The sequence below is a fragment of the Alteromonas gilva genome, assembly GCF_028595265.1.
GTDB lineage: Bacteria > Pseudomonadota > Gammaproteobacteria > Enterobacterales > Alteromonadaceae > Alteromonas > Alteromonas gilva.
On record NZ_JAQQXP010000001.1, the window covers coordinates 148,614 to 172,846 of the forward strand.

General features: G+C 51.4%; 25 protein-coding genes. 20 read left to right on the top strand and 5 right to left on the bottom strand.

Annotation, left to right across the window (positions count from 1 at the left end; genetic code table 11):
• The first annotated feature begins 9 nt into the window (after positions 1-9).
• The 6 genes from OIK42_RS00660 to OIK42_RS00685 all read left to right on the top strand — a co-directional run bounded on the left by OIK42_RS00660 (position 10) and on the right by OIK42_RS00685 (position 6,464).
• Complete coding sequence (locus OIK42_RS00660; protein ID WP_273637628.1) at positions 10-1,506, top strand: MFS transporter; 1,497 nt, start codon at positions 10-12, stop codon at positions 1,504-1,506.
• Positions 1,507-2,853 carry an oligogalacturonate lyase family protein gene (locus OIK42_RS00665; RefSeq protein ID WP_273637629.1) on the top strand — a complete coding sequence of 449 codons (1,347 nt, stop codon included), beginning with the start codon at positions 1,507-1,509 and terminating at the stop codon, positions 2,851-2,853. It abuts the gene before it with no gap.
• Positions 2,854-3,039: 186 nt separating this feature from the next.
• Positions 3,040-3,804 carry a 2-dehydro-3-deoxy-D-gluconate 5-dehydrogenase KduD gene (kduD, locus tag OIK42_RS00670; RefSeq protein WP_273637630.1) on the top strand — a complete coding sequence of 255 codons (765 nt, stop codon included), beginning with the start codon at positions 3,040-3,042 and terminating at the stop codon, positions 3,802-3,804.
• Between the two features lie 24 nt (positions 3,805-3,828).
• Positions 3,829-4,677 carry a 5-dehydro-4-deoxy-D-glucuronate isomerase gene (gene kduI, locus OIK42_RS00675; RefSeq protein WP_273637631.1) on the top strand — a complete coding sequence of 283 codons (849 nt, stop codon included), beginning with the start codon at positions 3,829-3,831 and terminating at the stop codon, positions 4,675-4,677.
• A gap of 56 nt (positions 4,678-4,733) precedes the next feature.
• Complete coding sequence (locus OIK42_RS00680; RefSeq protein WP_273637632.1) at positions 4,734-5,510, top strand: IclR family transcriptional regulator; 777 nt, start codon at positions 4,734-4,736, stop codon at positions 5,508-5,510.
• Positions 5,511-5,555: 45 nt separating this feature from the next.
• Positions 5,556-6,464 carry a sugar kinase gene (locus OIK42_RS00685; RefSeq protein ID WP_273637633.1) on the top strand — a complete coding sequence of 303 codons (909 nt, stop codon included), beginning with the start codon at positions 5,556-5,558 and terminating at the stop codon, positions 6,462-6,464.
• Between the two features lie 146 nt (positions 6,465-6,610).
• On the opposite strand, the gene OIK42_RS00690 is transcribed toward OIK42_RS00685, so the two are convergent.
• From OIK42_RS00690 to OIK42_RS00710, 5 genes are all read right to left on the bottom strand, one after another.
• On the bottom strand, positions 6,611-8,065 hold the full coding sequence (locus OIK42_RS00690; protein WP_273637634.1) for a glycoside hydrolase family 11 protein: 1,455 nt from the start codon (positions 8,063-8,065) through the stop codon (positions 6,611-6,613).
• A gap of 659 nt (positions 8,066-8,724) precedes the next feature.
• A complete protein-coding gene (locus OIK42_RS00695) occupies positions 8,725-8,916 on the bottom strand; it encodes a DUF3185 family protein (RefSeq protein ID WP_273637635.1) in 192 nt (63 codons plus the stop codon).
• Positions 8,917-9,142: 226 nt separating this feature from the next.
• Positions 9,143-9,625, bottom strand: a complete 483-nt coding sequence (locus OIK42_RS00700) for a WbuC family cupin fold metalloprotein (RefSeq protein ID WP_273637636.1) — start codon at positions 9,623-9,625, stop codon at positions 9,143-9,145.
• Positions 9,612-12,107: a glycerol-3-phosphate 1-O-acyltransferase PlsB gene (plsB, locus tag OIK42_RS00705; protein ID WP_273637637.1), complete on the bottom strand. Its 2,496-nt coding sequence runs from the start codon at positions 12,105-12,107 to the stop codon at positions 9,612-9,614. Before plsB ends, OIK42_RS00700 begins: the two co-directional genes overlap by 14 nt.
• Before the next feature lie 78 nt (positions 12,108-12,185).
• Entirely contained in the window at positions 12,186-12,599 is a 414-nt protein-coding gene (locus tag OIK42_RS00710; RefSeq protein WP_273637638.1) for a DUF2177 family protein, read from the bottom strand.
• A gap of 228 nt (positions 12,600-12,827) precedes the next feature.
• Here OIK42_RS00710 and OIK42_RS00715 point away from each other — a divergent pair, with 228 nt between their 5' ends.
• From OIK42_RS00715 to OIK42_RS00780, 14 genes are all read left to right on the top strand, one after another.
• Positions 12,828-13,382, top strand: a complete 555-nt coding sequence (locus tag OIK42_RS00715; protein WP_273637639.1) for a hypothetical protein — start codon at positions 12,828-12,830, stop codon at positions 13,380-13,382.
• Positions 13,375-14,838, top strand: coding sequence for a PepSY-associated TM helix domain-containing protein (locus tag OIK42_RS00720; RefSeq protein ID WP_273637640.1), 1,464 nt, complete (start codon positions 13,375-13,377; stop codon positions 14,836-14,838). The genes OIK42_RS00715 and OIK42_RS00720 overlap by 8 nt, the downstream gene beginning before the upstream one ends.
• A gap of 40 nt (positions 14,839-14,878) precedes the next feature.
• Positions 14,879-15,208 carry an antibiotic biosynthesis monooxygenase family protein gene (locus tag OIK42_RS00725; protein WP_273637641.1) on the top strand — a complete coding sequence of 110 codons (330 nt, stop codon included), beginning with the start codon at positions 14,879-14,881 and terminating at the stop codon, positions 15,206-15,208.
• Positions 15,209-15,300: 92 nt separating this feature from the next.
• Positions 15,301-15,945: a thiopurine S-methyltransferase gene (gene tmpT, locus OIK42_RS00730; RefSeq protein WP_273637642.1), complete on the top strand. Its 645-nt coding sequence runs from the start codon at positions 15,301-15,303 to the stop codon at positions 15,943-15,945.
• Positions 15,946-16,085: 140 nt separating this feature from the next.
• Positions 16,086-16,754, top strand: a complete 669-nt coding sequence (locus OIK42_RS00735; RefSeq protein WP_273637643.1) for a response regulator — start codon at positions 16,086-16,088, stop codon at positions 16,752-16,754.
• A gap of 3 nt (positions 16,755-16,757) precedes the next feature.
• Positions 16,758-18,059 (top strand): ATP-binding protein, encoded by a 1,302-nt coding sequence (locus OIK42_RS00740; RefSeq protein WP_273637644.1) that lies wholly within the window; start codon positions 16,758-16,760, stop codon positions 18,057-18,059.
• A 26-nt stretch (positions 18,060-18,085) separates the two neighbouring features.
• The gene (locus OIK42_RS00745; protein WP_273641348.1) at positions 18,086-18,421 is read left to right on the top strand and encodes a cupredoxin domain-containing protein; all 336 of its coding nucleotides are present in this window, start codon (positions 18,086-18,088) and stop codon (positions 18,419-18,421) included.
• Positions 18,411-19,178 (top strand): FTR1 family iron permease, encoded by a 768-nt coding sequence (locus tag OIK42_RS00750; RefSeq protein WP_273637645.1) that lies wholly within the window; start codon positions 18,411-18,413, stop codon positions 19,176-19,178. The genes OIK42_RS00745 and OIK42_RS00750 overlap by 11 nt, the downstream gene beginning before the upstream one ends.
• On the top strand, positions 19,175-19,885 hold the full coding sequence (locus tag OIK42_RS00755) for a hypothetical protein (protein ID WP_273637646.1): 711 nt from the start codon (positions 19,175-19,177) through the stop codon (positions 19,883-19,885). The genes OIK42_RS00750 and OIK42_RS00755 overlap by 4 nt, the downstream gene beginning before the upstream one ends.
• 217 nt (positions 19,886-20,102) lie before the next feature.
• Complete coding sequence (locus OIK42_RS00760) at positions 20,103-20,654, top strand: YaeQ family protein (protein WP_273637647.1); 552 nt, start codon at positions 20,103-20,105, stop codon at positions 20,652-20,654.
• A complete protein-coding gene (locus tag OIK42_RS00765) occupies positions 20,651-20,959 on the top strand; it encodes a hypothetical protein (RefSeq protein WP_273637648.1) in 309 nt (102 codons plus the stop codon). Before OIK42_RS00760 ends, OIK42_RS00765 begins: the two co-directional genes overlap by 4 nt.
• A gap of 138 nt (positions 20,960-21,097) precedes the next feature.
• Positions 21,098-21,910 carry a substrate-binding periplasmic protein gene (locus OIK42_RS00770; RefSeq protein WP_273637649.1) on the top strand — a complete coding sequence of 271 codons (813 nt, stop codon included), beginning with the start codon at positions 21,098-21,100 and terminating at the stop codon, positions 21,908-21,910.
• Positions 21,911-22,064: 154 nt separating this feature from the next.
• On the top strand, positions 22,065-22,778 hold the full coding sequence (locus tag OIK42_RS00775; RefSeq protein ID WP_273637650.1) for a thermostable hemolysin: 714 nt from the start codon (positions 22,065-22,067) through the stop codon (positions 22,776-22,778).
• Positions 22,775-24,220, top strand: coding sequence for an AMP-binding protein (locus OIK42_RS00780; protein WP_273637651.1), 1,446 nt, complete (start codon positions 22,775-22,777; stop codon positions 24,218-24,220). The genes OIK42_RS00775 and OIK42_RS00780 overlap by 4 nt, the downstream gene beginning before the upstream one ends.
• Positions 24,221-24,233: the final 13 nt, after the last annotated feature.

Here is a 24,233-nt window from a genome sequence, read left to right on the forward strand (position 1 = left end):
GGGTGTGTTATGACCCGTCGTGAACTCAAGCCGGTCAATTATATTGCTTACGGGCTTAACGATATTTTAGGTGCAGGTTCGATGGCCGTGATCAGCGGCTGGATCCTGTTTTTCTATACCACATTTTGTGGCTTATCAGCCGTTCAGGCCGCGTCTATTTTCGCCATTGCGCGCATTCTCGATGCCGTGGCGAGCCCCCTGATTGGGCATATATCGGATGGCCTTGGGCGGACCAGAATTGGTCGCAAGTTTGGTCGCCGCCGGGTGTTTCTAATTGGTGCCATTCCGCTGCTCCCCAGTTTTGCCCTGATGTGGGTAAGCGGGCAGGAGTACTGGTATTACTTAATCACCTATGTGTTTTTTGAACTGGTCTATGCCGGGGTGCTCATTCCTTATGAGACCCTGGCCGCGGAAATGACCGATGACTACAAGAAAAAGGCCAAGCTGGCTGGTGCGCGTATTCTTACTGGTCAGGTATCGGCTATTTTTGCCGGTATTTTGCCCAGCTGGATTGTCAGCATTGCCGGTGGCAAAGAGTCTGCCTCGACGTTTTTAATTATGGGGTCGATTTTCTCCGTGGTATTCATGCTGGTGGTTTTTGGCGTGTGGTTCTTCACCTGGGAGCGCGACGCCAGCGAGCTGAGCGAAGAAGAGCTTACCAAAGACGAGAACTGGACCGTAACCGGTACCCTCAAAACCCTGTTTAAAAACCTGTCATCCACATTGCGTATCCGTGCCTTCCGTTTGCATCTGGGCATGTACCTGGGCGGTTATATTAGTCAGGATGTGTTCAATGCCGTGTTTACCTATTTTGTGGTATTTGCCATTGGCGGTACGGTGGTGATTGCGTCAGAAATGATGGCGGTGACTTATATCGCACAATTGCTGGCGGTAGCACTGGCTATTCCGCTGGTGATGCGTTTCGGCCCGGCGCCCAGCTACCGGGTCGCCATTGTGTTCTATTTTGTGGGGATCTTACTGCTACTGGCGATGTTCTTTATGACCAACGAGTTCAGCTTGCTATGGTTGGGTGCCGGGGTCGTTGTGGCCGGCTTTGGCCGTGGCGCGTTAAATTACATTCCGTGGAACACCTATAACTACATGGCCGACGTGGATCAGATTGTTACCGCTCGTCGACGCGAGGGCAGCTTTGCCGGCGTCATGACGTTTATTCGCAAGGCAACCCAGGCTATCGCCGTGATGTCGGTGGGGGTTATTCTCGAGGCGGGCGGCTTTGCCTCAGGTGAAGAACTGCAAAGCAGCGAGGCCATTTCAACCATCGTGATTATGTTGGCCGCCGGCCCATTGGTGGTGTTGGTGTTTGGCTTTTGGGTGTCCACCAAGTTTAAGCTCAGTAAGGAAACACATGAGGTGCTCATGGCCGAAATCGAGCGCTTTAAGAATGGTCAGGAAGCGCCGCCAAGTAAAGAGAACCAGGCAATCGTAGAAGACTTGTCGGGCTGGTCCTATGACAAGCTGTGGGGCAACAATACGGTGGGCCGCTAAATGAAGGCATTACACGCAATACTGGCAGGTGCAACTATGGTGTTAGCGGCCTGCTCGACAACCCCGGCCAGCAATAGCGGGCCGGATATCGCCAAATCCTGGATCGACAAAGACACTGGCCACCGTATCGTAAGGGTGTCAGAGGAGCCCGGCTCACGGTCGTTATATTTTCATCAGAATGCCTACACCGCAGAGGGAGATAAAATGGTCATTTCGGTGACCAACCCGAACGGTGTCGCCGTGGTGGATTTGAGCGACTGGTCAGTGAAACGACTCTATGAGCATCCTGATGTGGGGATTTTGTTTGTTGGCAAACAAACCCGCAGTGTGTACCTCACCCGTATTGCGGCTGACAACGGTCAAAAAGTGCATCCGCAAAATGAGTTGCAGCAACCCACCGAGCTACTGCGGGTGAATATAGATACCGGTGCCGTTGAGGAGCTGGGGGCCATCCCGGCTGGTAAAATACATACGATCAACAGCAATGAAACCCTGCTGGCGGGCGCAGTGGCCGAGCGCGAACATAACCTGGAATCCGGCCCACGCAACAGCCGTTTTGAAGCGCGCTACGAAGCCCTTGGTCCGGATGGTAAACCGCTTAGTTTCGCCGATGCCAAAGAGGTGCGTATTAATGAGCGCCTCGAAGCGCGCATTCCCATGCAAATGTTTACCTTTAACATTGCCACCGGCGAGCAAAAGGTAGTACATGAGGCGACAGACTGGTTAAACCATATTCAGTTTTCGCCCGACGACCCGGGTCAGCTGATGTACTGCCATGAAGGCCCCTGGCACAAAGTAGACCGTATCTGGACCATGCGCATAGACGGCAGTGAGAATCAAAAAGTGCATCACCGCACCATGAATATGGAAATTGCCGGTCATGAGTTTTTTGACGCCAGTGGCGAGCGTATTTTCTACGACTTGCAAACCCCGCGCGGCGAAGTGTTCTGGTTGGCAAGCTACAACATGAAGACCAAAGAGCGGGTCTGGCGGCACATGCCGCGGGATTACTGGTCAGTGCATTTTAACATCTCGCCCGATGGCAGCTTATTTGCCGGCGACGGCGGCGATGCCGAAATGGTGGCCCGGGCCGAGGATGGCAAATGGATTTATTTATTTGAATCGCAACCCATCAACGATGTTGCGGGGATCAGCGCGCCCAATGCGGCAGATCTGATTAAGCCCGCTGTATTAAAGGCGACTCGTCTGGTGAATATGCAAAATCACGATTACCGACTTGAGCCTAATGTGACCTTTACGCCAGACGGAAAGTGGGTGGTGTTCCGTTCGAATATGCATGGTCCGGTGCACGTTTACGCGGTTGCCGTATCCCCTGAGGTGGAATAAGCCACAGATGAGGCACTAAAAGTACCGAAGAGGTCGACTTGGTTTCAGATATGAAACAAATGGCCGGTATTTGGCCATGGTAATGGGGAATACTTGTTCATATATGGGACAGCGACCACACTAACTTAAACATCAGCCTCGCAGCAGGAGCGAGGCAACGTCATAAATTAACAGGAGACAGCACCTATGAGTCAGCCAGATTTTGGTTTAACTGATAAAGTTGCACTGGTAACCGGCGCCAGCCGCGGTATTGGTCAGGCATTGGCGATGGGGCTTGCCCAGGCTGGTGCCAAAGTGGTTTGTGCCAGCAGCCGTATTGGTGGCAGCGAAGACACCGTTAACCAAATTAACAGCGCGGGCGGTGAAGCAGTGGAGCTGGCAGCCGACCTGTCTGATACCGACGCTGTAATGGCGCTGGCGGAGAAAGCGCAAGGCGTGTTCGGTGAAATAGATATACTGGTTAACAACGGTGGCACGATTTATCGCAGCCCGGCGGTGGAGTTCCCCCTGGACCAGTGGCAGCATGTGTTGCAGGTAAATCTGGATGCTACGTTTTTGTTATGCCAGCAAATTGGTAAAAAAATGGTAGAACGTAAACACGGCAAAATCATCAATATTGCGTCGATGCTGAGCTACAGCGGTGGCATTACAGTCCCCGCCTACACTGCCAGTAAACACGCCGTTGCAGGGCTTACCAAAGCGCTGGCAAACGAATGGGGCCAGCACAACGTGCAGGTCAATGCCATTGCGCCGGGTTATATCCGCACCGACAACACCCAGGCATTACAGGATGACCCTGAACGTAGCAGCGAGATACTCAAGCGTATACCGGCTGCCCGCTGGGGGGAAACGTCAGATTTGCAGGGCGCCGCGGTATTTTTAGCCAGCGCTGCAAGTAACTACATTAATGGTCATATACTCGCCGTCGATGGCGGATTCCTGGCCCGATAAGCGCGTTACGAGGAATTTATTAGCATGACAAACAAAACTGAATATGAAACCCGCTACGCGGTAGGACAAAAAGAGGTAAAGGGTTACGACACCACAGAGCTGCGTGACACCTTTTTAGTCGATAAACTAATGCAGCCGGGTAAAGTATACTGGGTATACAGCCACTATGAACGGTTTATGGTAGGCAGTGCAGTACCGACAGACAGCCCGTTGGTACTGGAAACCCTCGATCCACTTAAAGCCGAGCATTTCCTCGATCGCCGTGAACTTGGCATCATCAATATTGGCGGCAACGGCACAATTGTGGCCGATGGCGAAGAGTTTGCCCTGGCCCGCGAAGAAGCGCTGTACCTTGCAAAAGACAACAAGTCGGTGACGTTTTACTCTGACGATCCGGCCCAACCGGCAAAGTTCTACCTTAACTCGGCACCCGCCCATCATGCCTTTAAGAATAAAAAAGTGGGCCGTGATGAAGCCAAAGTGCTGAATCTGGGTAGCCCTGAAACCTGTAACGAGCGAACCATTAACCAGTTAATGATCAACTCAGTGGTAGAAACCTGTCAGTTACAGATGGGCTTAACCCGCTTAAAACCGGGGAGTGTATGGAATACCATGCCGGCTCACCAGCATGATCGCCGCAACGAAGTCTATTTATACATCGACTTAGATGATGGTCAGGCCGTTAGTCACTTTATGGGAGAACCCCATGAGACCCGTCATATCTTTGTTCATAACGAGCAGGCCGTGCTCTCACCACCGTGGTCAATTCACTGTGGCGTAGGCACCTCTAACTATGCCTTTATCTGGGGCATGGCTGGCGAAAACCTCGATTACGGCGACATGGACAGCTACCCGCCAGACACATTGCGATAGTAGCCAGGTGTAAGCTGTATTAGACTGTTAAAAATTTGTAACCGGTGGAAGTCATTATGGAACGTTATCTGATCCCCAGTGTGAACCATGCTTGTCAGATTTTTCGGATTCTGGCCAACAATCCGAACGGTATGACCATGCACGATCTGGAAGTGGCTTTGGATTTACCCCGGACCACGTTGTTTCGCTTGCTGCGTACGTTATGTAACGAGCAAATGCTCGAAAAGAAAGGCAAGCGTTACCATTGTGGTACTGACTTAATGAAGCTGGGGTTACATATTATTAATTCTGATCGCATGCATCAGTTGGCGATACCCCATATTCAGCGTTTAGCCTTAAAGAGCGGTCATACTGCCCATTTGGCCGTGCCCAATAACGGCAGCATACTGATTGTTGAAGTGGTTGATAGCCCTAACCCTTTGATGGTGTCCAAACGCCCCGGCGTGCAAGCGCAATTGCATTGCTCTGCCGGCGGCAAAGTGTTTTTGGCGTTTCTGTATTACGATAATCTGGAACTCATTCTGGAAGAACACCCCATGGAAAGGCACACCGATTATACCATTACCGATATTAACGAATTGCGCGAAGAGCTGAAAAAAATCGAAGCGCTCGGTTATGCGGTAGATGAGCGGGAATACAACAAAGACGTGCGTTGTCTGGCGGTACCGGTGCGCGATAACCGCGGCGTCGTTATCGCGTCGGTGGGCGTTACTGCGCCGGCAGTGACCTTCCCCAAATCACAAATACCCGCAGTGGCCGAACTGGCCAAAGAAGCGGCTCGCGGTATTTACCGCGATACTTACCAGTTAAAAGAAAACCGGCTCGGCGCTTAACGCGGGTGATTTGCTGTAGTCTGGCTTGCTGAAAAGGAGAATGCTATGCCGACCTGCCTGATTATTGGTGAGTGTATGGTGGAGCTTGCCCCGCTTACCCATGATTCGCTGCGTAAGCAGTTTGCGGGTGATACCTTTAATACCGCGGTTTACCTTAAACGCTGCCTGCCCACTTGCGAGGTGAATTACTTCACCGCTGTAGGCACCGATCTACTGAGCCGCGAGATGACAGAACGCTTTGCCGAAGAAGGGATCAATACGCAATATGTGGCCCGCAGTCAGAGCAAAACCGTTGGCATGTACCTGGTCAATACCGATGCCAGTGGCGAGCGCAGTTTTAGTTATTGGCGCAACGACTCCGCGGCCCGTCAAATGCTCACAACGGCGGCACTACCTGACGTGTATTTTGACATTGTCTATGTGTCGGGCATTACCGTTGCCATCCTCGATGAACCCCAGCGCGAAATCCTCATTAGTGGTTTAAAGCGTTATCAGCAAGCGGGCGCAAAAATAGTATTCGACCCCAATTATCGCCCGCAGTTATGGTCTGGCATTGAGCAGGCCAGAGAGTGGACAAAACGGCTTTATTCGCTGTGCGATATCGCTTTTCCGGGCGGCGATGATCACCGCGAGCTTTATGGTCATCAAAGTGAGCAAGAGGTGTTTACCTTTTTGCAGGGCCTGGGCGTGCGTGAAATCGTGTTAAAGCGCGGCGCCGAGAGTGTCGAAATTGCTCAGCACAACGCGCATTTTAGTGTCGCGGTTAAACCCGTTGCTGAGGTAGTCGACACCACCTCGGCAGGCGATGCCTTTATCGGCGGCTACCTGGCCAAAACCCTTGCCGGCGAGGACTGCTGCGTGGCTGCCGGATTCGGCGCCCGGGTTGCAGGCATCGTGATTGGTGCCAAAGGCGCTATTATTGAGCGCGATTATTTTTTTCAGCGATTAAATTAGCGCTCTGTATATCGACGGTGTATTGGCTATTAAACAAAAAAGGCAATTAGTAAGTACTCACAAATTGCCTTTTTTAGTTTACGGTTTACACCTGTAGCAGTCTGTTAGCCTGCTTAGCCTTAGCAGCAATACACTGCCCTAAGCACTTAATTGCAACTATTGCTAAAGCAGGCGTCGCTATTACCAAAGCCGATAACGCCGCTGCAATGCATGGTTTCAGAGTAACTGCCGCCGCCGCATGAGCCATTGCCGTAGGTCGCAGTGTTGTATTCCATGTCCTCGGCTTCGCGGATCTCGCCGTTTACCAGCACGTAATCTAAAACTACATCGCGGCCGGTTGCGTCATTATCGTACTCTACCTGTACATCACCACTGGCGCCGCCGGTATACGTGTAATCGTTCATTCCGGTTGCCAGCGTCCAGTCGGCTACCACGTTACCACCCACTAACAAATTAATGTGCTCGCTGCCGCTGATACCCTCAGCACGCACGGTGATTGGGTCGTTAGTCGGTGGTGGCGCAGCACAGTCACCACTAAAGCATGCACCGGTATCACCAAAACCAATGACGCCGTTACAATGCATGGTTTCAGAGTAGCTGCCGCCGCCGCATTCGCCGTTGCCGTAGGTAGCAGTATTATACTCCATGGACTCAGCTTCGCGGGTTTCGCCGTTAATATACACGCTGTCGAGAATTACATCGGCACCTGACACATCGTTATCATACTCAACCTGAACATCACCGGCAGCGCTGCCAGAATACACATAGGCCGCCATACTGGTGGTGAGTGTCCAGTCTGCAACGATGTTACCGTCGATCAGCAAATTAATGTGCTCACCGCCCGCTGCGCCGCGCGCATTCACCACGATATCAGTACTGCTTGGGCCGCCTGAGCCGCCACCCGAAGAGCCGCCGCCGCTACTGGTGCCCTCACTGACCGTGATGTCGGAGCTGCCGCTGCTTTGATAGCCTTCGGATGCCATCACCATATAGTCAAAGGTGCCTAAATTGAGGCCAACACTGGCCCAGGCATCAAAGTGATTACCGGTGGTAATGGTGCCGCTCACGTTGCCATAGCCCTTAATTGGCTCGCGCACACTAAAGTACTGATAAAAGGTTTGTGTGCCTTCGATAGAGGGCTGTTGAACCCGCTGGCAGCGGCGCATTCTGTAGGTCGCACCATCGCTTTGAAAAGTGCCGTAATTGGTGCCACCCGAGCAGGAAGACGGATCATAGGAGCCATAACTTTCGATGATGTAAAACTCAATCAGCGGGTTACGGGTCCAGCCGTAGAGTGCCAGGTAAGAGTTTTGTGAACTGTTTACGCCATAATACCCTTCGTAATTTACCACTTTACGGCCGCCCGGGTTCCAGCCTTTACCGCCAACCCAGTTGTTGGTGCTGCTGTTCCATTGTGACTGATAGCGCCCGCCAGGCATTAAGGTAAAGCTGGCATCGCCACTGTCTTTCCAGAACGAGTAGTAGTAACCGTCGTGAGTACCGGTTTCGTTTTGATACAGTGTTTGTGCAGCGCCAGTCGTGCTGGCCATTGCTATACACAAGCCTCCCAGCAAACCTGCTGTTTTCTTTAACGTAATCATTTGTTTATCCCTTTGACTTTCCAGATGTAACAGAGCTACGGCGTAGTAACCGTAGCTTTGCTCTGTTGTTACTACTACACGGCATAGGGTCCCATCACTGATTCAAAAAAACGCATACCGAAGTAACACTCGGGGGGAGGTTAACCAGCAAACGTCGCAATGTTTAGGCTTATGAGACATTTCATAACGTTAAATATATATAACTAAAATGTTAACCAGCTTAACAAATGGCGCGGTGTCATCGACCAGGGTTGAATCTTAAGTGGATGTTATTTATAGGTTATATTTTTTTCTGGGCGCCTTTTGAGCACTAACTTAATCGTTATAATGATGTGATAAAAGAAGGAGGCCTAACAAAAGGCGAGGCAGACAATGTGCCACGCGGAAACAAAAAACAGCATGCAATATCCACCCGCGCAGATCTGAGGTTGTGGATTTGCCAGGGACTGTTGACCTGTTCAGAGGGGAATATATGTGCTGCACAGACGGTGATTACTTCGCCACAGCGGGGGTAACCTGTTGTGGCGCATAAAAAAGCTGCTGTGGGCGCAACCATGCAGCTTTTAGTTGCACAGATGTAAGCAGAAGCCTGCCCGGCGCCAACTGTATACAAAGCAATATGGCAGGGCAATAGGTGCCATTAGTAACGCGGTGTTTAACTATTTAAGTCTTAAGATCCCAACTATAATGCAAATGGCGCCGCCGACCATGCCAGCCCAGGCTTCAATCGGTGTGTCACCGTCGATGGCCCGCCCTAATTGTGCCCCCGCTGAGTTATAGACATCGTAGCCCCAAAACGCCAAAGCGGTGCCAACAATCAAAAGCACAATACCGATTATTTTATTATTCATTTTCAAACCTTTATCTATTTTTTCGTGTTCATAAAAGCGAACAACATTTAGTGCGACTACATGGTCTCATAAAATGTTGCCGTTTAACTAGTATAGGCATGACAAGCATGTTTGAGCCAGCATAGTGATGGCGATCTAATCAAAGTTGCCGCGCGGGGAAGTCGCGCGCAGAAGTGAGTGCAATGCAAAAAATAGTTATGCATACCAGTGACAACCGCAGGCCTGACTACAGACGTACGGCCTCCCCGGTTTTTAACGTTTTTAGCTGGCTTAAAAACGCGGGTACCTGGGTTTCACCTTCCTTTGGTGCCCAGGCGGCAAAGTCTTTGTCGTCGGTGACTTCGTATGGGCCCTGCTTTACCTCAACAAAAGTAACCGGCGCATGACAAACGGTGGCATGCCAGGTGTTGGGCGGTATTTCAACGCCCAGAACATCACTTTGCGGGCCTAATGCCAGGCGTTCGGTGAGCGTGCCGTTATCATCAAAAAACAGCAGTTCCAGGCAGCCTTCCACCACCATAAAAAACTCCCATTTTGTGGGTTGGCTGTGACGGTGAGGCCGTACATAGGAATCCGGCAGCATGCACACAAACAGCCGTTGCACCGGCTGCTGGTAGTCTTCGTGCACATTATGGTGGGCGCGGCGTCGCGGGCTGGCTTCGGCTTTTGCTCTTAATTCGCTCAGTAGCTCCCGATCAAAGCGTTTCATGCTGGCTCGCCTCCTTGTCTGGCGCTGACTCACTGGGCTGCTGCAGAATGTCCTTTTGCAAATGCTGGGCTATTTCTGGCCATACTAACGCCATAATATCACCGCGCAGCGCTGAGGCTTCTTCGGAGTATTTCAAGGCGCCGTCGTCGGCGGCATCGAGCCAGTGATTATCCCGTAGCGCGCTGATAAAGCTGGATAATACGTTTTTATCGTAAAACTCCGGTGAGTGCATACCATAGAGTTTCGACAAGCGTTCGGCAACGGTTTTACTCTCACTTTCAAGGGTGCTGCGGCTGAGGGACTTTTCACGTTTTAATATGGTAAGCACCACGGCGTAGCGCTGCAGGGTTTCCTGCATACAGCGACTCAGTAACCAGCTGGAGTGAAAGTGGTCGCTGTCGGCTTCCGGTGGCACCAGGTAGCGCCCTTTTTGTTGTAGCATGCCACTGTGCTTAAAGGCGTCGATTAACTCGGCGGTATAGGCAAGCGCCTGATCCTGCGACAAGAACATAAACAGCTCCCGCTGTAACAACGGGTATAATGCCGCAATGAGCTGTAATACCGTGCTTTTTTCCAGTCTGCCATGGGCAAAGATGGCGGTCATGACTATACCTGGCAAGGCAAACAGGTGAATAATGTTATTACGGTAATAGGTCAGGAAAACCGCGTTATCCGGTAACGGGCTAATCAGGGTACCGTAGCTATCGGCGGTCACCTGCAGTCGATTTAAGGCTAAGGTACTCTCGAGCATTTCTGCCGCATCCTGAGATGGCAACGTGGCGTCTTTGCTGTATGGTGCGGCGTTAAACAGCGCTAAATAATCGCGCATGGCCTGCAGCAATTCGGGCTTGCTCATGGTTTGCGTCTTCGATGCCAGTAAACACAGCGACGACAGCGCCATGCCGTTGATCGCGGCAGCACTGTTTACCCGGGTCATGAGTTCCCCTGCCAGGCTGTTAACAGTCGGCGTTAACCAGGCCGGTTTTTGCTCCGGGTTGTTAACGTGACTTTCGCGCCAGTTAGGTGCTTTGTTGTCTAAAAACTGATTGAGCGAAACAGGCTCGCCAAAATTGACATAACCATGGCCATAATTTTTGAGTTTCTTAATGGCAGAAAACACCTGCCAGTTAGATTCTTTTTTCTTGGCGCCGCCTTTTAGTTCGCTTAGATAGCTTTTTACTTCCATGACGTTTTCGTAGCCGATGTATACCGGAACTAAACTGACCGGGCGGTTTACCCCTTTTATAGCAGCCTGAATCGTCATCGCCAGCATACCGGTTTTAGGCGGAATTAACCTGCCGGTGCGGCTGCGCCCGCCTTCGGGGTAATACTTAACGGCGTAGCCTTTTTTAAATAACAACTCCAGATATTCGCGGAACACCGCGGTGTAGAGCTTATTTCCGGCAAAGCTGCGGCGCAGAAAGAACGCACCACCGCGGCGGAAAATGCCGCCCACCGGCCAAAAGTTTAAATTGATACCGGCCGCGATATGCGGCGTTACCAGGCCTTCATGGTATATCACGTAGGTCAGCAGTAAGTAGTCCATGTGACTGCGGTGACAAGGCACATAAATAATTTCATGACCGTTATTGGCCAGCTCGCGAATACGGTCGGCGTGGCCAACACTAATACCGTTATAGATTTTATTCCAAATACGGGTAAGCAGCCGATCGCCAAAGCGGATTAACCCTTCGCGGTAGTCGGCGGCAATTTCGGTCAGGTAATTGGCAGCAACCTGGCGCGCTTCGTCGGCACTCAGATTTTTGCTCCGCATTTCGTCACTCAGGGCGCTGCGCACCATGGCAGAGCCTAACACCGCATTGTTTAGTTCCTGGCGATCCAGCAGTGTGGGGCCATTCATTACCTGGCGCTTGCGATGAAAGTGAGTGCTTGCTACTCGCGCCAGCTTATGGGCCGAGAAGGCATCACTGGCTTGGTGATCAACCATGGCGCGTGTCGATACGGCACGGCTAAAGCTAATAAAACTGTCGCGGCCCAAAAACAGCACAATAAAAAACTTGCGCAGCCAGCTCGGAGTCGCCGCATGGGTGATCAGATCGGCAAACCCTGGCTTACCTTTACCTGGCGCCCTGCCCCAGGTCACAAATACCGGCACAACCTGTATATTTAATTCGGTGTGTTGGTGGTGTAACTGAAACAAGTCGGTAAACACCGGCTCAATGTCGGTATCGCTGCGGCGTTTTCTGAACAGTGCGTCGGTGCGCCGTAAAAACAGGCTACCCGGATAATGCTTATTTGCCAGTGATACGTTCTCTAACGGGCTCGGTAATCCCAGCCGCTCGGTGGTCATTTTAAGGGCCAGCTGATCGGTGATCGAGTCGGTGGGAAGCAAATAAATAATCGGGCGTGTTTTGTCGATGCCGAGTTCAGACTCAACATCCAACGGAATACTTTTGGTTTTTACCAGCCACTTAACCGGTAAACGAAACACGTTAAGCAAAGCCTGACGCATCCAGGTCATGAATTGGGTATCCTGTTCAACAAATAACGTCGTTAGTGTACCACGAAATCAGCCGGTTATAAGGCCTGTAGGCACGGCTCAGTGTCGGCGTTTTAAGGTTAGCGCGCCAATTAAACAAACCACAGCGGTAGCCGATGTGCCCCATGCCCAATCAATGAGCGTAATGGTGAGCGGCCAGTCCGCCACAATCGAGTAGTTAGTGAGGTTATAGGTGCCGTAGGCTGTTGCGCCTACCACGGCGCCCTTAAGTAGCGCCTGGCTGAGTTTTACACTGCTGCCAACACGACTTGGCAGTACCGCTAAATACAGCGCGGCACCACAATAAGTCAGATAAAACACCATCCATGGCCAGGTAATAAATTGCTCGCGCAGTAATGCGGACAGACCGCCAAAGTACCACTCATTTGCGACGACACCCAGCCATACCGCATCGAGCAGGCCGAAAACAAGCAGCATGGTGAGGTAAGTTAACAGTATTGTGAGTTTTGACATAGCGCTCCCGTGAGCGGCAAAAGTATGCAGGTAGCAACTTATAACCGACACATCGTAAAACGGATCGATATCGCTACTGCCCAGTGAAGTAATTGTTTTATGTACACAAAGTGCGAGTTGCGCGGCCAGACCGCTATTGAAATCAATGTTAATGTAAATTATTATTATTTGCATTGGTTGGTGGATAGACAACACCCTGAGCGTATTGGGGAATAAGCAGAAGAAAATATGGTGATGGGTAGTTTTATTGTCGGCGGGGTATTGGCCTCTTTGCTGGGCACGTACATGATTTACCTTGGCTGGCAGCGTAGTCAAACGTCCCGGTCGGTAGCCGGGTGGCTGGCAGTGCTGGCCGGCATTGCCGCGTTTATCCCAGCGGTAGGAATTGAATTCGCACTGACGATTGGTTTGTCGTTGCCAGCTATTGGTGTCTGGTTAGGGATCCGCCAGGAAGCGCATCAACAGCGTACCGCACGCGTTATCAGTAAGGCTCCCCATCAATGGCAATTTAACTGGGCAGCGGTGGTGACTAACACCTGGCACACCTTATATGTGTTGCCGGTGCTGTTGTTTGCCTGTGGCGTAACCGTGATTGCGCTGGTGTACCAATTACCTGTGAGTGAGCCCAAGCAGATGGCCATCGGGGTCACGGCAATGCCTGTTCTGTGGGGCGTTGTTGCCTATTTTTATATGATGTCAGCGCGCAAAGTCAGGCACGTGCTTGGTTGTTTGTTGTTGGCTGGCCTGGCGGCCGTGTATTTGTTTGGAGTGTCTCATGGCTAAAGCTGTTTCTGCCCCGGCGAGTTTCGCCAAACGATCGTTACATGCTCACTCCTGGCTGGGTTTGCTGATAAGCGCTGTGATGTTTTTAATTTGCCTGTCGGGCACGATAGCGGTATTACATCTGGAATTTGAGCGCTGGGAGCAGCCTTATATTGCCGAAAGCACAGGCTTTAATATTGAACAGGTTGAAAAGGGATACGCCGCCTTTACCGAACAATACAGCGATGATACCCATCACTATTACTTTGTGTTTCCGGGCACCGGTATACCGCGGTTAGTTATGGAGGATGATCACCGTGCCCATTTTGTTGACGACAGCGGCGCGTTGATACAAAAGGAAAACGTCACCTGGACTAAAATGCTAGTGGACTTGCACCTGTACCTGCACCTACCCCACACCTTTGGCATGATATTCGTAAGTGCCTGCGGCGCATTATTGTGCGCACTGATCATTTCTGGTCTGTTTGCCCACCCGCGGATTATTAAAGACGCCTTTAAGTTTCGCTACGGCGGTGATGGGCTGAAAACCAATATCGATCTGCATAATCGACTGAGTGTCTGGGGCACACCTTTTCACCTCATGATTGCAATAACTGGTGCCTACTTTGGGCTGGCAGGCGTCTTTGTGACAATTATCGCCCAGGCATTTTACGGCGGCGATACGCAGGCCGTGTACGATCGCGCATTTACACCGGAGCCTGAGCTGGTGCAGGAAATTGCACCGCCGGATATTGGCACCGCCATGCGTGACCTCAGCACCAAGGTTGATACCGATAACCTGCTGTTTTTTACCGTTCATGAGCCGGGTACGCCACAGCAATTTATGGAGTTTTTTGTGCGTACCCCACAGCGTTTGATTTATTCTGAAAACTACCGCTATGACTCCGCTGGTAATTATATTGAAAAAGCCGGCTATTCAGATGGCGATGGCGGTATGCAGGCGCTGTATTCGGTATTCAGACTGCACTTTGGTGACTTTATTGGTATGCCAGGTAAAGTGCTCTACGTGATTCTGGGCATGATGCTGACGGTAATTTCGGCAACCGGGCTGAATATCTGGCTGAAAAAGCGCAAAACCCGTGACGCCATCAATGTGATGTGGCCCGCATTTGTATGGGGCACGCCCATCGCCCTGGTGGTCAGTGCCATTGGTTATTTTGCCTTTGCAGTGGCGCCGGTATGGGTATTTTGGCTCACTTTGCTGGTATTAGTGGCTGGCGCTACTAAGCGTGCACACGAAGATACCGTAGTGAACTTGTTTAAGCAGTTGCTGGGCGTGGTCATCGTGATGTTCTGGGTGGTCTATGTGGTGCAATTTGGTTTTGCGGCACTGTCGGTGGCGGCGTTACAAATTAACCTGCCGCTATTAGCCGTTGGCGTCTGGGCCATGTGGTCAGGCAGTAGCAAAGGCGTCGAACATCGCGCCGCATCGCAGCAGGCGCACACAACAAAATAGCGGTTTTACTTGCCTTGCCAGCCACAGCCAGGGAGAAATCATGTACATTGTGATGTTTGAATTTGTGGTAAAGCCAGGCCGGGAGGCTGACTTTTTGGCAGCCTGGCCGAGGGTAACGCAAGGCATATACCTGTTTAAGGGAAGTCTTGGTTCACGCCTGCACAAAAGTGAAGACGGGCAATGGATAGCCTATGCCCAATGGCCGGATCGCGACACCTTTGAGCGTGCACAGGATGTCGGTATGAACGAAGCCTACCATCGCGAACATCAGGCCATGCGCGACGCTCTGAACTTAGAAGAAACCCGGATTGTGTATAAAATGGACGTCGCCTGTGACTATTTGCAGCGTCGTCCGTTTGCCGTGGAATAGCACTTTTATTCACCGCCAGCAGAAACGCTACGCTATCGGTAAAAAAATGCGCTACATTGAGTAGTATAAGTGGTTAACACTCCGGAGCGTCAATGCAACATCATTTTTGGCACAATAAATGGGAAAAGGGCGAAATCGGCTTTCATCAGGACGACACCCACCCCATGCTGATGCGCTTTGCCAATGAGCTTGGTTTTGCAGGCCCATGTCGGGTGCTGGTGCCGTTGTGCGGTAAAAGTCACGACATGACATACCTGCTAAAGCGCGGCTGTGAAGTCATCGGTGTTGAGCTGAGCCAGGTTGCGGTGGAGCAGTATTTCGCCGCACAGGATATCGTTCCGGACATTGCTCAGCGTGGTGATTTACTGCGCTACAAAGCGCCCGGCATTACGCTGTTTTGTGGTGATTTTTTTGCCCTAAAACCTGAATACATTGGTTCTGTTGACGCGGTTTATGACCGCGCCGCCCTCGTTGCTTTACCTGCGTCAATGCGTATGGCTTATTGTCAGCAGGTACTCACACTGGCACCGCAGGCAAAACAGCTGTTAATTACCTTTGAGTATGATCAGTCGGCGCTTCCGGGGCCGCCCTTTGCCATTCCTTTTGCTGAGATCCATCAGTATTATGGCAAGCACCGTGAGGTCACCGAATTAATCAGTGAACCGCTGGCTGGTGGCCTCAAGGGTACAGTGCCCGCCACAGAGCATGCATGGTTAATTGGTAGCGCACCACGTTAAGCGGCGCTGAGCCGCCCGTGGTATGCGATTAAAGTACTGTCGCCGGTCCTCGTTTTTACCCTCAATATTGATATACCTTAAGGTTAGCTTAAGTTTTCGTTGCTATACTGGGCTATTAAAACTATCCCCGTATCAGCATCATGCGAATACTTCTTGTTGAAGATGACAAACCATTATCAACGGCGCTTTCCGGTTCATTGCGCGGTGCTAACTATGTGGTCGACTGCGTGCGCAGCGGCTGTGACGCCTTGTCGATGCTTACCGCCGGGCAAACCGATATGGTGATTTTGGATCTGGGCCTGCCCGATATGGACGGCCTTGAGGTATTGCATAAAATTCGTCGCAAAGCCAAAGACATGCCGGTCATCATTTTAACCGCGCGCGATAAAATAACCGATAAAATTGTTGGTTTGGATGCCGGCGCTGATGACTACTTGCCTAAGCCCTTTGATATGGAAGAGCTGTTTGCCCGGCTGCGGGTAATTCAGCGGCGCCTGGGGACCGCGAGCAGTGCCGTGGTCAGTATTGGCGCCGTTTCGCTCAATACCCAAACGCTTGAGCTCAGGGTTAATCACGCCCCGGTAATGTTACCGCGCCGTGAGTTAATGCTACTGCAGGTGCTGATGGAAAATGGTGGCCGCATTCAGCCCAAACAAAAGCTTGAGTCACGGTTGTATGAATGGGGCGAGGAAGTATCCAGCAACACCATTGAAGTGCACATTCACCATTTGCGTAAAAAACTCCCGGATAACTTTATTAAAACCATTCGCGGCGTTGGCTACAGCATACCGTTAAACGCCGGAGCGTGACCATTGCATTCAATTCGTCGTGCCATAACCCTGGTGTTAATCAGCTCGCTCATTCTGGTGATATTCAGCGCGGCAATTCACGGTTACAGGGCGGCGCTGGCAATGTCGTCGCAGTTTATGGATCAGGAACTTACCACCTTGCTTTACTCAGTATCGCTGAGTAATCACCACCCTGTCGATCAAACCGATAGCAGTGAGCTGGTCTATCAAATATGGCGCAATGGCAAGCTGCTATCGTACTCGGGCACCGACATCACAACGCCTTTAACAAGCAGTGACAGCGGCTTCGCCAATGAAAACTTTGCCGGCAAACGGTGGCGGGTATACACCCAGTCTCTGGCAGACAATACTATTGTTATGGTGGCCCAGCCGTTACAAAGCCGGCTCGACCTCACCGATTCCCTTACAGTGTCGGTGATTATGCCCTTTTTGTACGCGGTGCCGATTTTGGCCTTAATCGTGTTTATGGCGGTCAGTCAGGGGCTTAAGCCGTTGAAAGTGTTGTCGGGCCAGCTGTCGCAACGCCAGGGCAAGGATCTCTCTGCTATTACGTTGTCGCGCGTACCTACCGAAATGAAACCGGTCGTCAACACGCTCAATGCGGTATTTTCGCGCCTTAATGAAGCCTTTGAACGTGAACAACAGTTTGCGTCTAACGCGGCTCACGAGCTGCGTACGCCCTTGAGTGTGATGAAGATTAATTTACATAACCTGGCCCGGGAACAGCCTGATAACGCAGATAAACTCGCCGCTATCCAGCAAGATACCGACCGGATGATCCACGCCGTTAATCAGATTTTATTGTTGAGTCGCACCAGTCCTGAGCTGTTTCACCTGCAGTCAGGTAGGGTCGATGCCTACACCGTGGCGCAGAATGTCATTACCGATCTGTACAGCAAAATTGATAAAAAACACCAGGACATCAGCTTAGAAGGCGACAGCGCTCTGCTTAATAGCAGCGAGTTTACCCTCTACACTCTGCTGCAAAATTTAATTGCAAATGCCAGTGCTTACGCACCCGAACAGGCCGCTATCAGGGTCACGGTAACAAACACCGAAAATCAGGTTGAATTGCTGGTTGAAGATGCCGGCCCCGGTATCGCAGCAGAGGAACGGCCACAGGTACTGAAACGTTTTTACCGCGATCCACAAAACGCGCAGCATAAGCCCACCGGCAGTGGTCTGGGGCTTGCCATTGTAGGGCAAATTGTGGCCTTGCACCACGGCAGCATCGCGTTGGGAGAGTCTGTGTTGGGTGGGCTAAAGGTGCAGGTTACGCTGCCGGTTGAGGTGACAGATTCATGAGGCGCTGGCTCGTGCGTGTTGTGTTCATGATTGCCGGGTTGCCGTTTGCGGTCAGCGCGGCCCTGCCCGAAGTGACTATTGAGATCCGCAATAATTTGTTTTTGCCGCAAACGGTGACAATTCCGGCATATAAAAAAGTCCGGCTCACCTTTATTAACAATGACCCAACCCCCGAAGAAATTGACAGTTTCGACCTAAACCGCGAAAAGGTGATTTTTGCAAATAGCCGCGGCACCATTTTTGTGGGGCCATTACCCCCTGGCGAGTACCGTTTTTTTGGCGAGTTTCACCCTGACTCGGCAGTGGGCAAGGTGCTGGTTACTAACGCTGCAACACAAAAGGACCCGGCCAATGCTTATTAACACCGTTATTTTGTTTATTCGCGATACGCTGCCGGTATTTTTAATGTTGAGTTTGCTTCTGGCCCAGCAGGGGGCAAGCTTCTGGCATTTACTTAGCGGCACTGTGGTTGGGTGGATGCTTGCTCTGGCGCTGTATTTTAATTTAGCGGCGGTGTCTGCGCTGTTTGACGGGGGCGGCCTGGAGCTAATTAAAAGCGCGGTGCTACTGCTGTTGTTATGCGGTTTGTGCCTGTTTCTTGAGCGCCTGCGCGGTGGACAATCCGCGCAAGCTCAACGGCTGAGTTTTGTCTTAATGACAGGCCTCACATTGGTGAATGCCATTCATTTTTTAGTTTATATCGTGGCGTACTGGTCGGCGCCTAAAGCCGGCACAGCGATGATAGTGGGCAACGTTATCGGGCTTGGCATCAGCATGAGTGTGGGCGTATTGCTGTATGTGCTGACCAAAGCGCTGGCAATTGTGCTGTTGCAACATACCCTGCTGACAGTGTTTGTTGCCGGGCAGGTGGCGGGAATCGCGTTACTGCTCGAACAGATAAACCTGCTACCTAACCAAACCCGGCTGTGGGATACCTCTGGCTGGGTTGCCGATGACAGTGAATACGGTCACTTTCTTAATGCGCTGATGGGCTACGAGGCTACACCAACGGGGGCCTATGTCATGATTTATGTGTGCTCAGTGTTGCTGCCTGTCCTTTATTGCTATGTCAGAGCGACGCTAAAAGATGTTGGCAGCGCTGCCCGGGAGGTACAATGAAACACTACCTGATGTTGCTGGCCCTGATGTTGCCCGCTACGGCGCTGGTTTCGGGGCATGCCAGGGCCGATAATTTTACCGTAGATAAGGTTTATCATCCTTACGTCCTCCCTTTTGAGCGTGAATTTGAATGGCGTTTGACCTCACGTCAGAACGATGATGGCAATATTCTCATGCAACGTATATCGTTTGGCCACGCGCTTAGCGAACACACAATATTAGAAACCTATATTGTTGGTACACGTGACGAATATGGCGATTTTGGTCTGCAGTCATACGAGCTGGAACTGCGCACCATGCTAACCAATCAGGGCCAGTACTGGGCCGACTGGGGAACCCTGTTTGAGCTTGAAAAACAGCACAACAGCAATGATTGGGAAGTAAAGGGCGGGATCCTCACCGAAAAAGAGCTGGGCCGCTTTAGCCTCACTACCAATGTATTGTTGGTATACGAATGGGGAGACAACGTGCCGTCAGAATTCGAAAGCGAATTAAAAGTAAAATTTCGCTACCGCTGGCTTCCGGAAGTTCAACCGGCTATTGAGTTCTACGCCGCTGAGGATTTCACCGGTATTGGCCCGGCCTTTATGGGTATTAAGCGTTTCGACGGCCAAAAGCAGCTGAAGTGGGAGGTGGGTTTTATTGCCGGTCTCAACGGCGACAGTAAAGATCATACCTTGCGTGTGGCCCTGGAGTATGAGTTTTAGCCTTTGGCACGATGCCCTGTTAGTGTTAACGCACTGGCCAATGACTAACTTTTGCCAGCAGAGGGGGGCAGGGCAGCCAATCGACCCGGTCACAGGCAGCATTTTTTACCCTGGTTGCGTACGCTTAACAATAATAACTGTTAATATATCGCTCAAAGCAACGGCCATATTGCAACTGCGTGGTCGTGTGCACCCCCATTACTCTGGAACACCATGCATGGCACTGAAAGCGACTATTTTTAAAGCCGACATATCAATTACCGATATGGATCGCAATTACTACAATGACCACAATCTGACTATCGCTCGTCACCCCTCTGAGAATGACGCGCGTATGATGCTTAGAATTATTGCCTTTATTGTCAATGCGCACGAGCGATTACAATTCACCAAGGGCCTGTCGGACGATGACGAGCCGGATCTATGGCTAAAAAGCTACAGCGATGAAATAGAGTTATGGATTGAACTGGGCCAGCCTTCGGAGCAACGCATTAAAAAGGGTTGCAACCAAAGTCAGCAGATGATGATTTATGCCTACGCCGATAACAGTTTTGAGGCGTGGTGGAAAAAAGAAAAGACCGCCCTGCAAAGCAGAAAAAACCTGTCGGTTTTTACCCTGCCTGAGGCACTTATAAAGATACTTGAGAATGCTGTGCAGCGTTCCATGCAAATGCAAGTGACGATTCAGGATGGCCAAATGTGGTTAACCGTAGAAGGTTCTGATAGTGCCGAAAGTGTCGAAATAGCCATCACCAGGCACACGCAATGAAAAAACTTTCCGCCGTACAACTCAAACAACAAGCTTTGCTACTTAGCGTTGCCAACACCCTGGAGGAACAGGGCCGGGAAGCACTCAACGGCATGGTGCAATGCTGGTTTGAGGTGCAGTACCATCAATTCCCCGGGTCGTTATTACTGCGTTTTCAGTTTGACAATGAAGCATCACTGCGTGGTGCAGAGCCCGAATTAAAAGTATGGCAAAAGCGTTTAAGTGCAGCGTTGCTCAAAAAAGGGGTGGTGCTCAAAGATATGCGCAGGCATTTAGTGTTTACCCTCGAAGGGCCAGCGGCGTAAATCGCGCTGTTGAATAAGTCAAAAGAGCCCGCCAGGTTATTAAGCTTGTTGAGCGGGTCACATTAAGTCAAAGCCGCTAAGGCAAACAGCCTGGTGAGGCAAACTGATGAGAACCGGGTATTGGACAGGACGGCAGCTGTGAAGCGAACAATAAAAGTTTTAACCAGCATAATATTGCTGATGTGTTGTCAGGTGACTGTACAGGCACAGTCACCTGAGCCTGACTCATCGCCGCGCTTAACAATCAATTTTGCGATTAACTCACCTGGCTCTGCGCCATATTTGTATTTTGATCCTGAGACGCGGCAATACAAGGGTGTTGTCGTGGACTTTTTTGCCAGCTTCGCCGACAGGGAACAGCTAGCGATGCGTTATCAGGACTCCAGTCGTGCCCGTAACGAACTGCTGGTAAAAGAGGGTAAGTCTGACATGTTTTTGGCGGCCAGAGTGTGGCTGGATAATCCTGACAGTTTTATTTACAGCGACAAACTGATGTCTCACGCCAGTTTTATGTATGCCACCAAGCCATTTTCCAGCCCGTTTATACCTGAAGAGCACCCCGGCGCAACGGTATGCACGCGACGCGGGTTTATTTATCCAGTGCTGCAGAGGTATTTTGCAAACGAGCAAAATGGCTTATCACGCGTTAATTCTATCAGTCAGACAACGATGGCAATGATGCTGGCCAGGGAGCGTTGTCAGTTTGCTATTATGAATGAGCAAAATGCCCTGTCTATTCTTACTCACAGCCGATTCTGCGATACCGATTTTTACCAGTCACCCAATGTGATCAGCGAGGTTGATTTGGTGCTTGTTATCCGGCCCGAACGCCGGGACGCTCAGGAACTAATCAATAAATACATTGCTGAATTTATCCATTCCGGTCAACTTGAAGCCTCTGTTGCGCGCCACTCAGGCGACCAGGGCTTCCCCAAACTTAAGTGCCAGTAGGTTGTGGGTTGCGTGTTGCCACATGCCATTGGCTTAGGCTGAGTTTTTAACGGGTAAAGCCGGGCATTAAATTCCGGGTAAATTTTAATGCTTAAGGTTCTCTTAATGTTGCTATTTCATACTTATGCTCAACGGTCACCAATGAGACAAGGTTATGTTGAGCACATCCCACACTGTTCTGGCGCAAGCACCCGGCCCGCATAGTGCGTTTACCGGCGCTGCCAATGTGCCGGCAGTCATTTGCGCTGCCAATCAACACCATCGCCAAAGAGCGGCGATTGAGCGGCATATTGCCAACGGTTTTCGTATCGCCTATCAGGCCAGTATCACTGAGTTCATGCCGCTGCTGGTGGGGCTTGGCGGCCATAAGATTGAGGCGGCGTTGGGTATTCGCAGTGGTCGCGCGCCCATGTTTGTTGAAACCTACTTTGATACATCCCTGCCTGAGGCGCTGAGTGAGCACGGCCTCAATTGCCCGCGTCACCGGTTGGCTGAAATCGGCAACCTGTACAGCGCGTCATCGCGCTACACCATGGCGTTGCTACTCCTCACTGCAACAGCGCTGTTTCAGCAGCGTATTTCGGTGCTGGTATTTACTGCGACCGACGCTTTGCAGCGCATGATGGCACGTAGTGGGCTCATGCTTCATTATTTAACGCCAGCAGATGAATCTAAACTCCTTAATGCTACTGCGGGCAACGCCAGCCAACATTGGGGGAGCTACTACCAAACCCATCCTCAGGTGGTGGCGGTAAAGGTTGCCGATATCATCCAGCTAACCCTTGATAACCCTTCGCTGCGCGCCAGTTTTTCGCCCTTTGCCAGCTTATCTGCGGTGTTGTCGGCTGAGTTGGGAGCACAGCTATGATACTGCAGAACTGGCAACAATGGCCTGAGCGTATTGCACTTGAGTGGTCCGGCGGCCGTCTTTGCTATGCCGGGTTGCAGGAGGCTATACAACGCACCGCGTGCTGGCTTAGCACGCAACCCGTTAAGCGCATTGCCCTGATGGCAGATAACTGCCCTGACTGGGTAATCTGTGATTTAGCGTGTCGGCAAACCAACAAGGTGCTGGTGCCTATTCCGCCTTACTTTTCGCTGGCGCAGCGCGAACACTTACTGGAGCAGGCTGGCATCGAATTAGTAGTCACTGATCAGCCTGAACAGTTTGCGTTTGATGAGGTGCGCGCTATGCCTTTAATGCAACTCACGGCATTAAAGCGGGTAACCACCACAGCGCCGCAATTGCCCGTTGGTGCCGGTAAAGTAACCTTTACCTCGGGGTCCACCGGCAACCCTAAGGGGGTGTGTCTGAGTAATGTTGCGCAGGCCAGGGTTGCCCGCAGTCTGGATGATGCGTTGCCGTTTAGTTGTATTCGCCATCAGTGCCTGTTGCCGCTGGCTACTTTGCTGGAAAACATTGCCGGTATCTACGCCCCGCTGCTTATTGGCGGCACCGTCATATTGAGCAGTGCTGAAGAGCTCGGGTTCACCGGCGCCAGGCTAACCAACCCCGCAGCAGTGGTCAGTGCGATCACCAAAGCACAGCCTGAGTCGCTCATTGTTGTACCGGAGTTGCTGATGCTATTGGTGACGGCCATCGATAATGGCTGGCAAGCTCCCTCATCGCTTAAGTTTATCGCGGTAGGCGGCGCCCGGGTTTCACCCGATGTCATTGCCAGAGCGCGTGCGGCAGGCTTACCTGTCTATCAGGGATACGGCCTGTCGGAATGTGTGTCGGTAAACACACTGAATGTGCCGGGTGCTGAGCGTATAGATACAGTAGGCCGCAGCCTCGGACATAACCAGTTGTATGTTGAAAACGGCGAGCTTGTGATCAGTGGAGAGGTATTCTTAGGGTACATGAACCAGCCGTCATCGTTTTACCCAACGCATGTGTATACCGGCGATTTGGTCGCTGAAAAGCACGGTTTTTACACCATCCATGGCAGAAAAAAGCACCTTATCATCACGTCGTTGGGGCGCAATATCTCGCCCGAGTGGCTCGAAAGCGAACTGCTGGCCGGCGGGCTGTTCAGCCATGTGCTGGTGGTTGGCGAAGCGCGCCCTGTGTGCGGGGCAGTGCTGGTACCCCGCAATGCCGCTATTTCGCAGGCCTATATCGGGCAATACCTTGCAGATGTTAACCGCACACTCCCGGAGTATGCGCGCATTCATGTGTGGCGCATTGCTAAAGATATCGCTACCGGGGGCAATCTTTTTACCAGCAACGGCAAGCTCAGACGCGAGCAGGCGCTGGCATTTTTTGAGCCTTTAATTACAGACATGTACACGCCTGCAATCGCGTAGGAGAGGAGTTGAT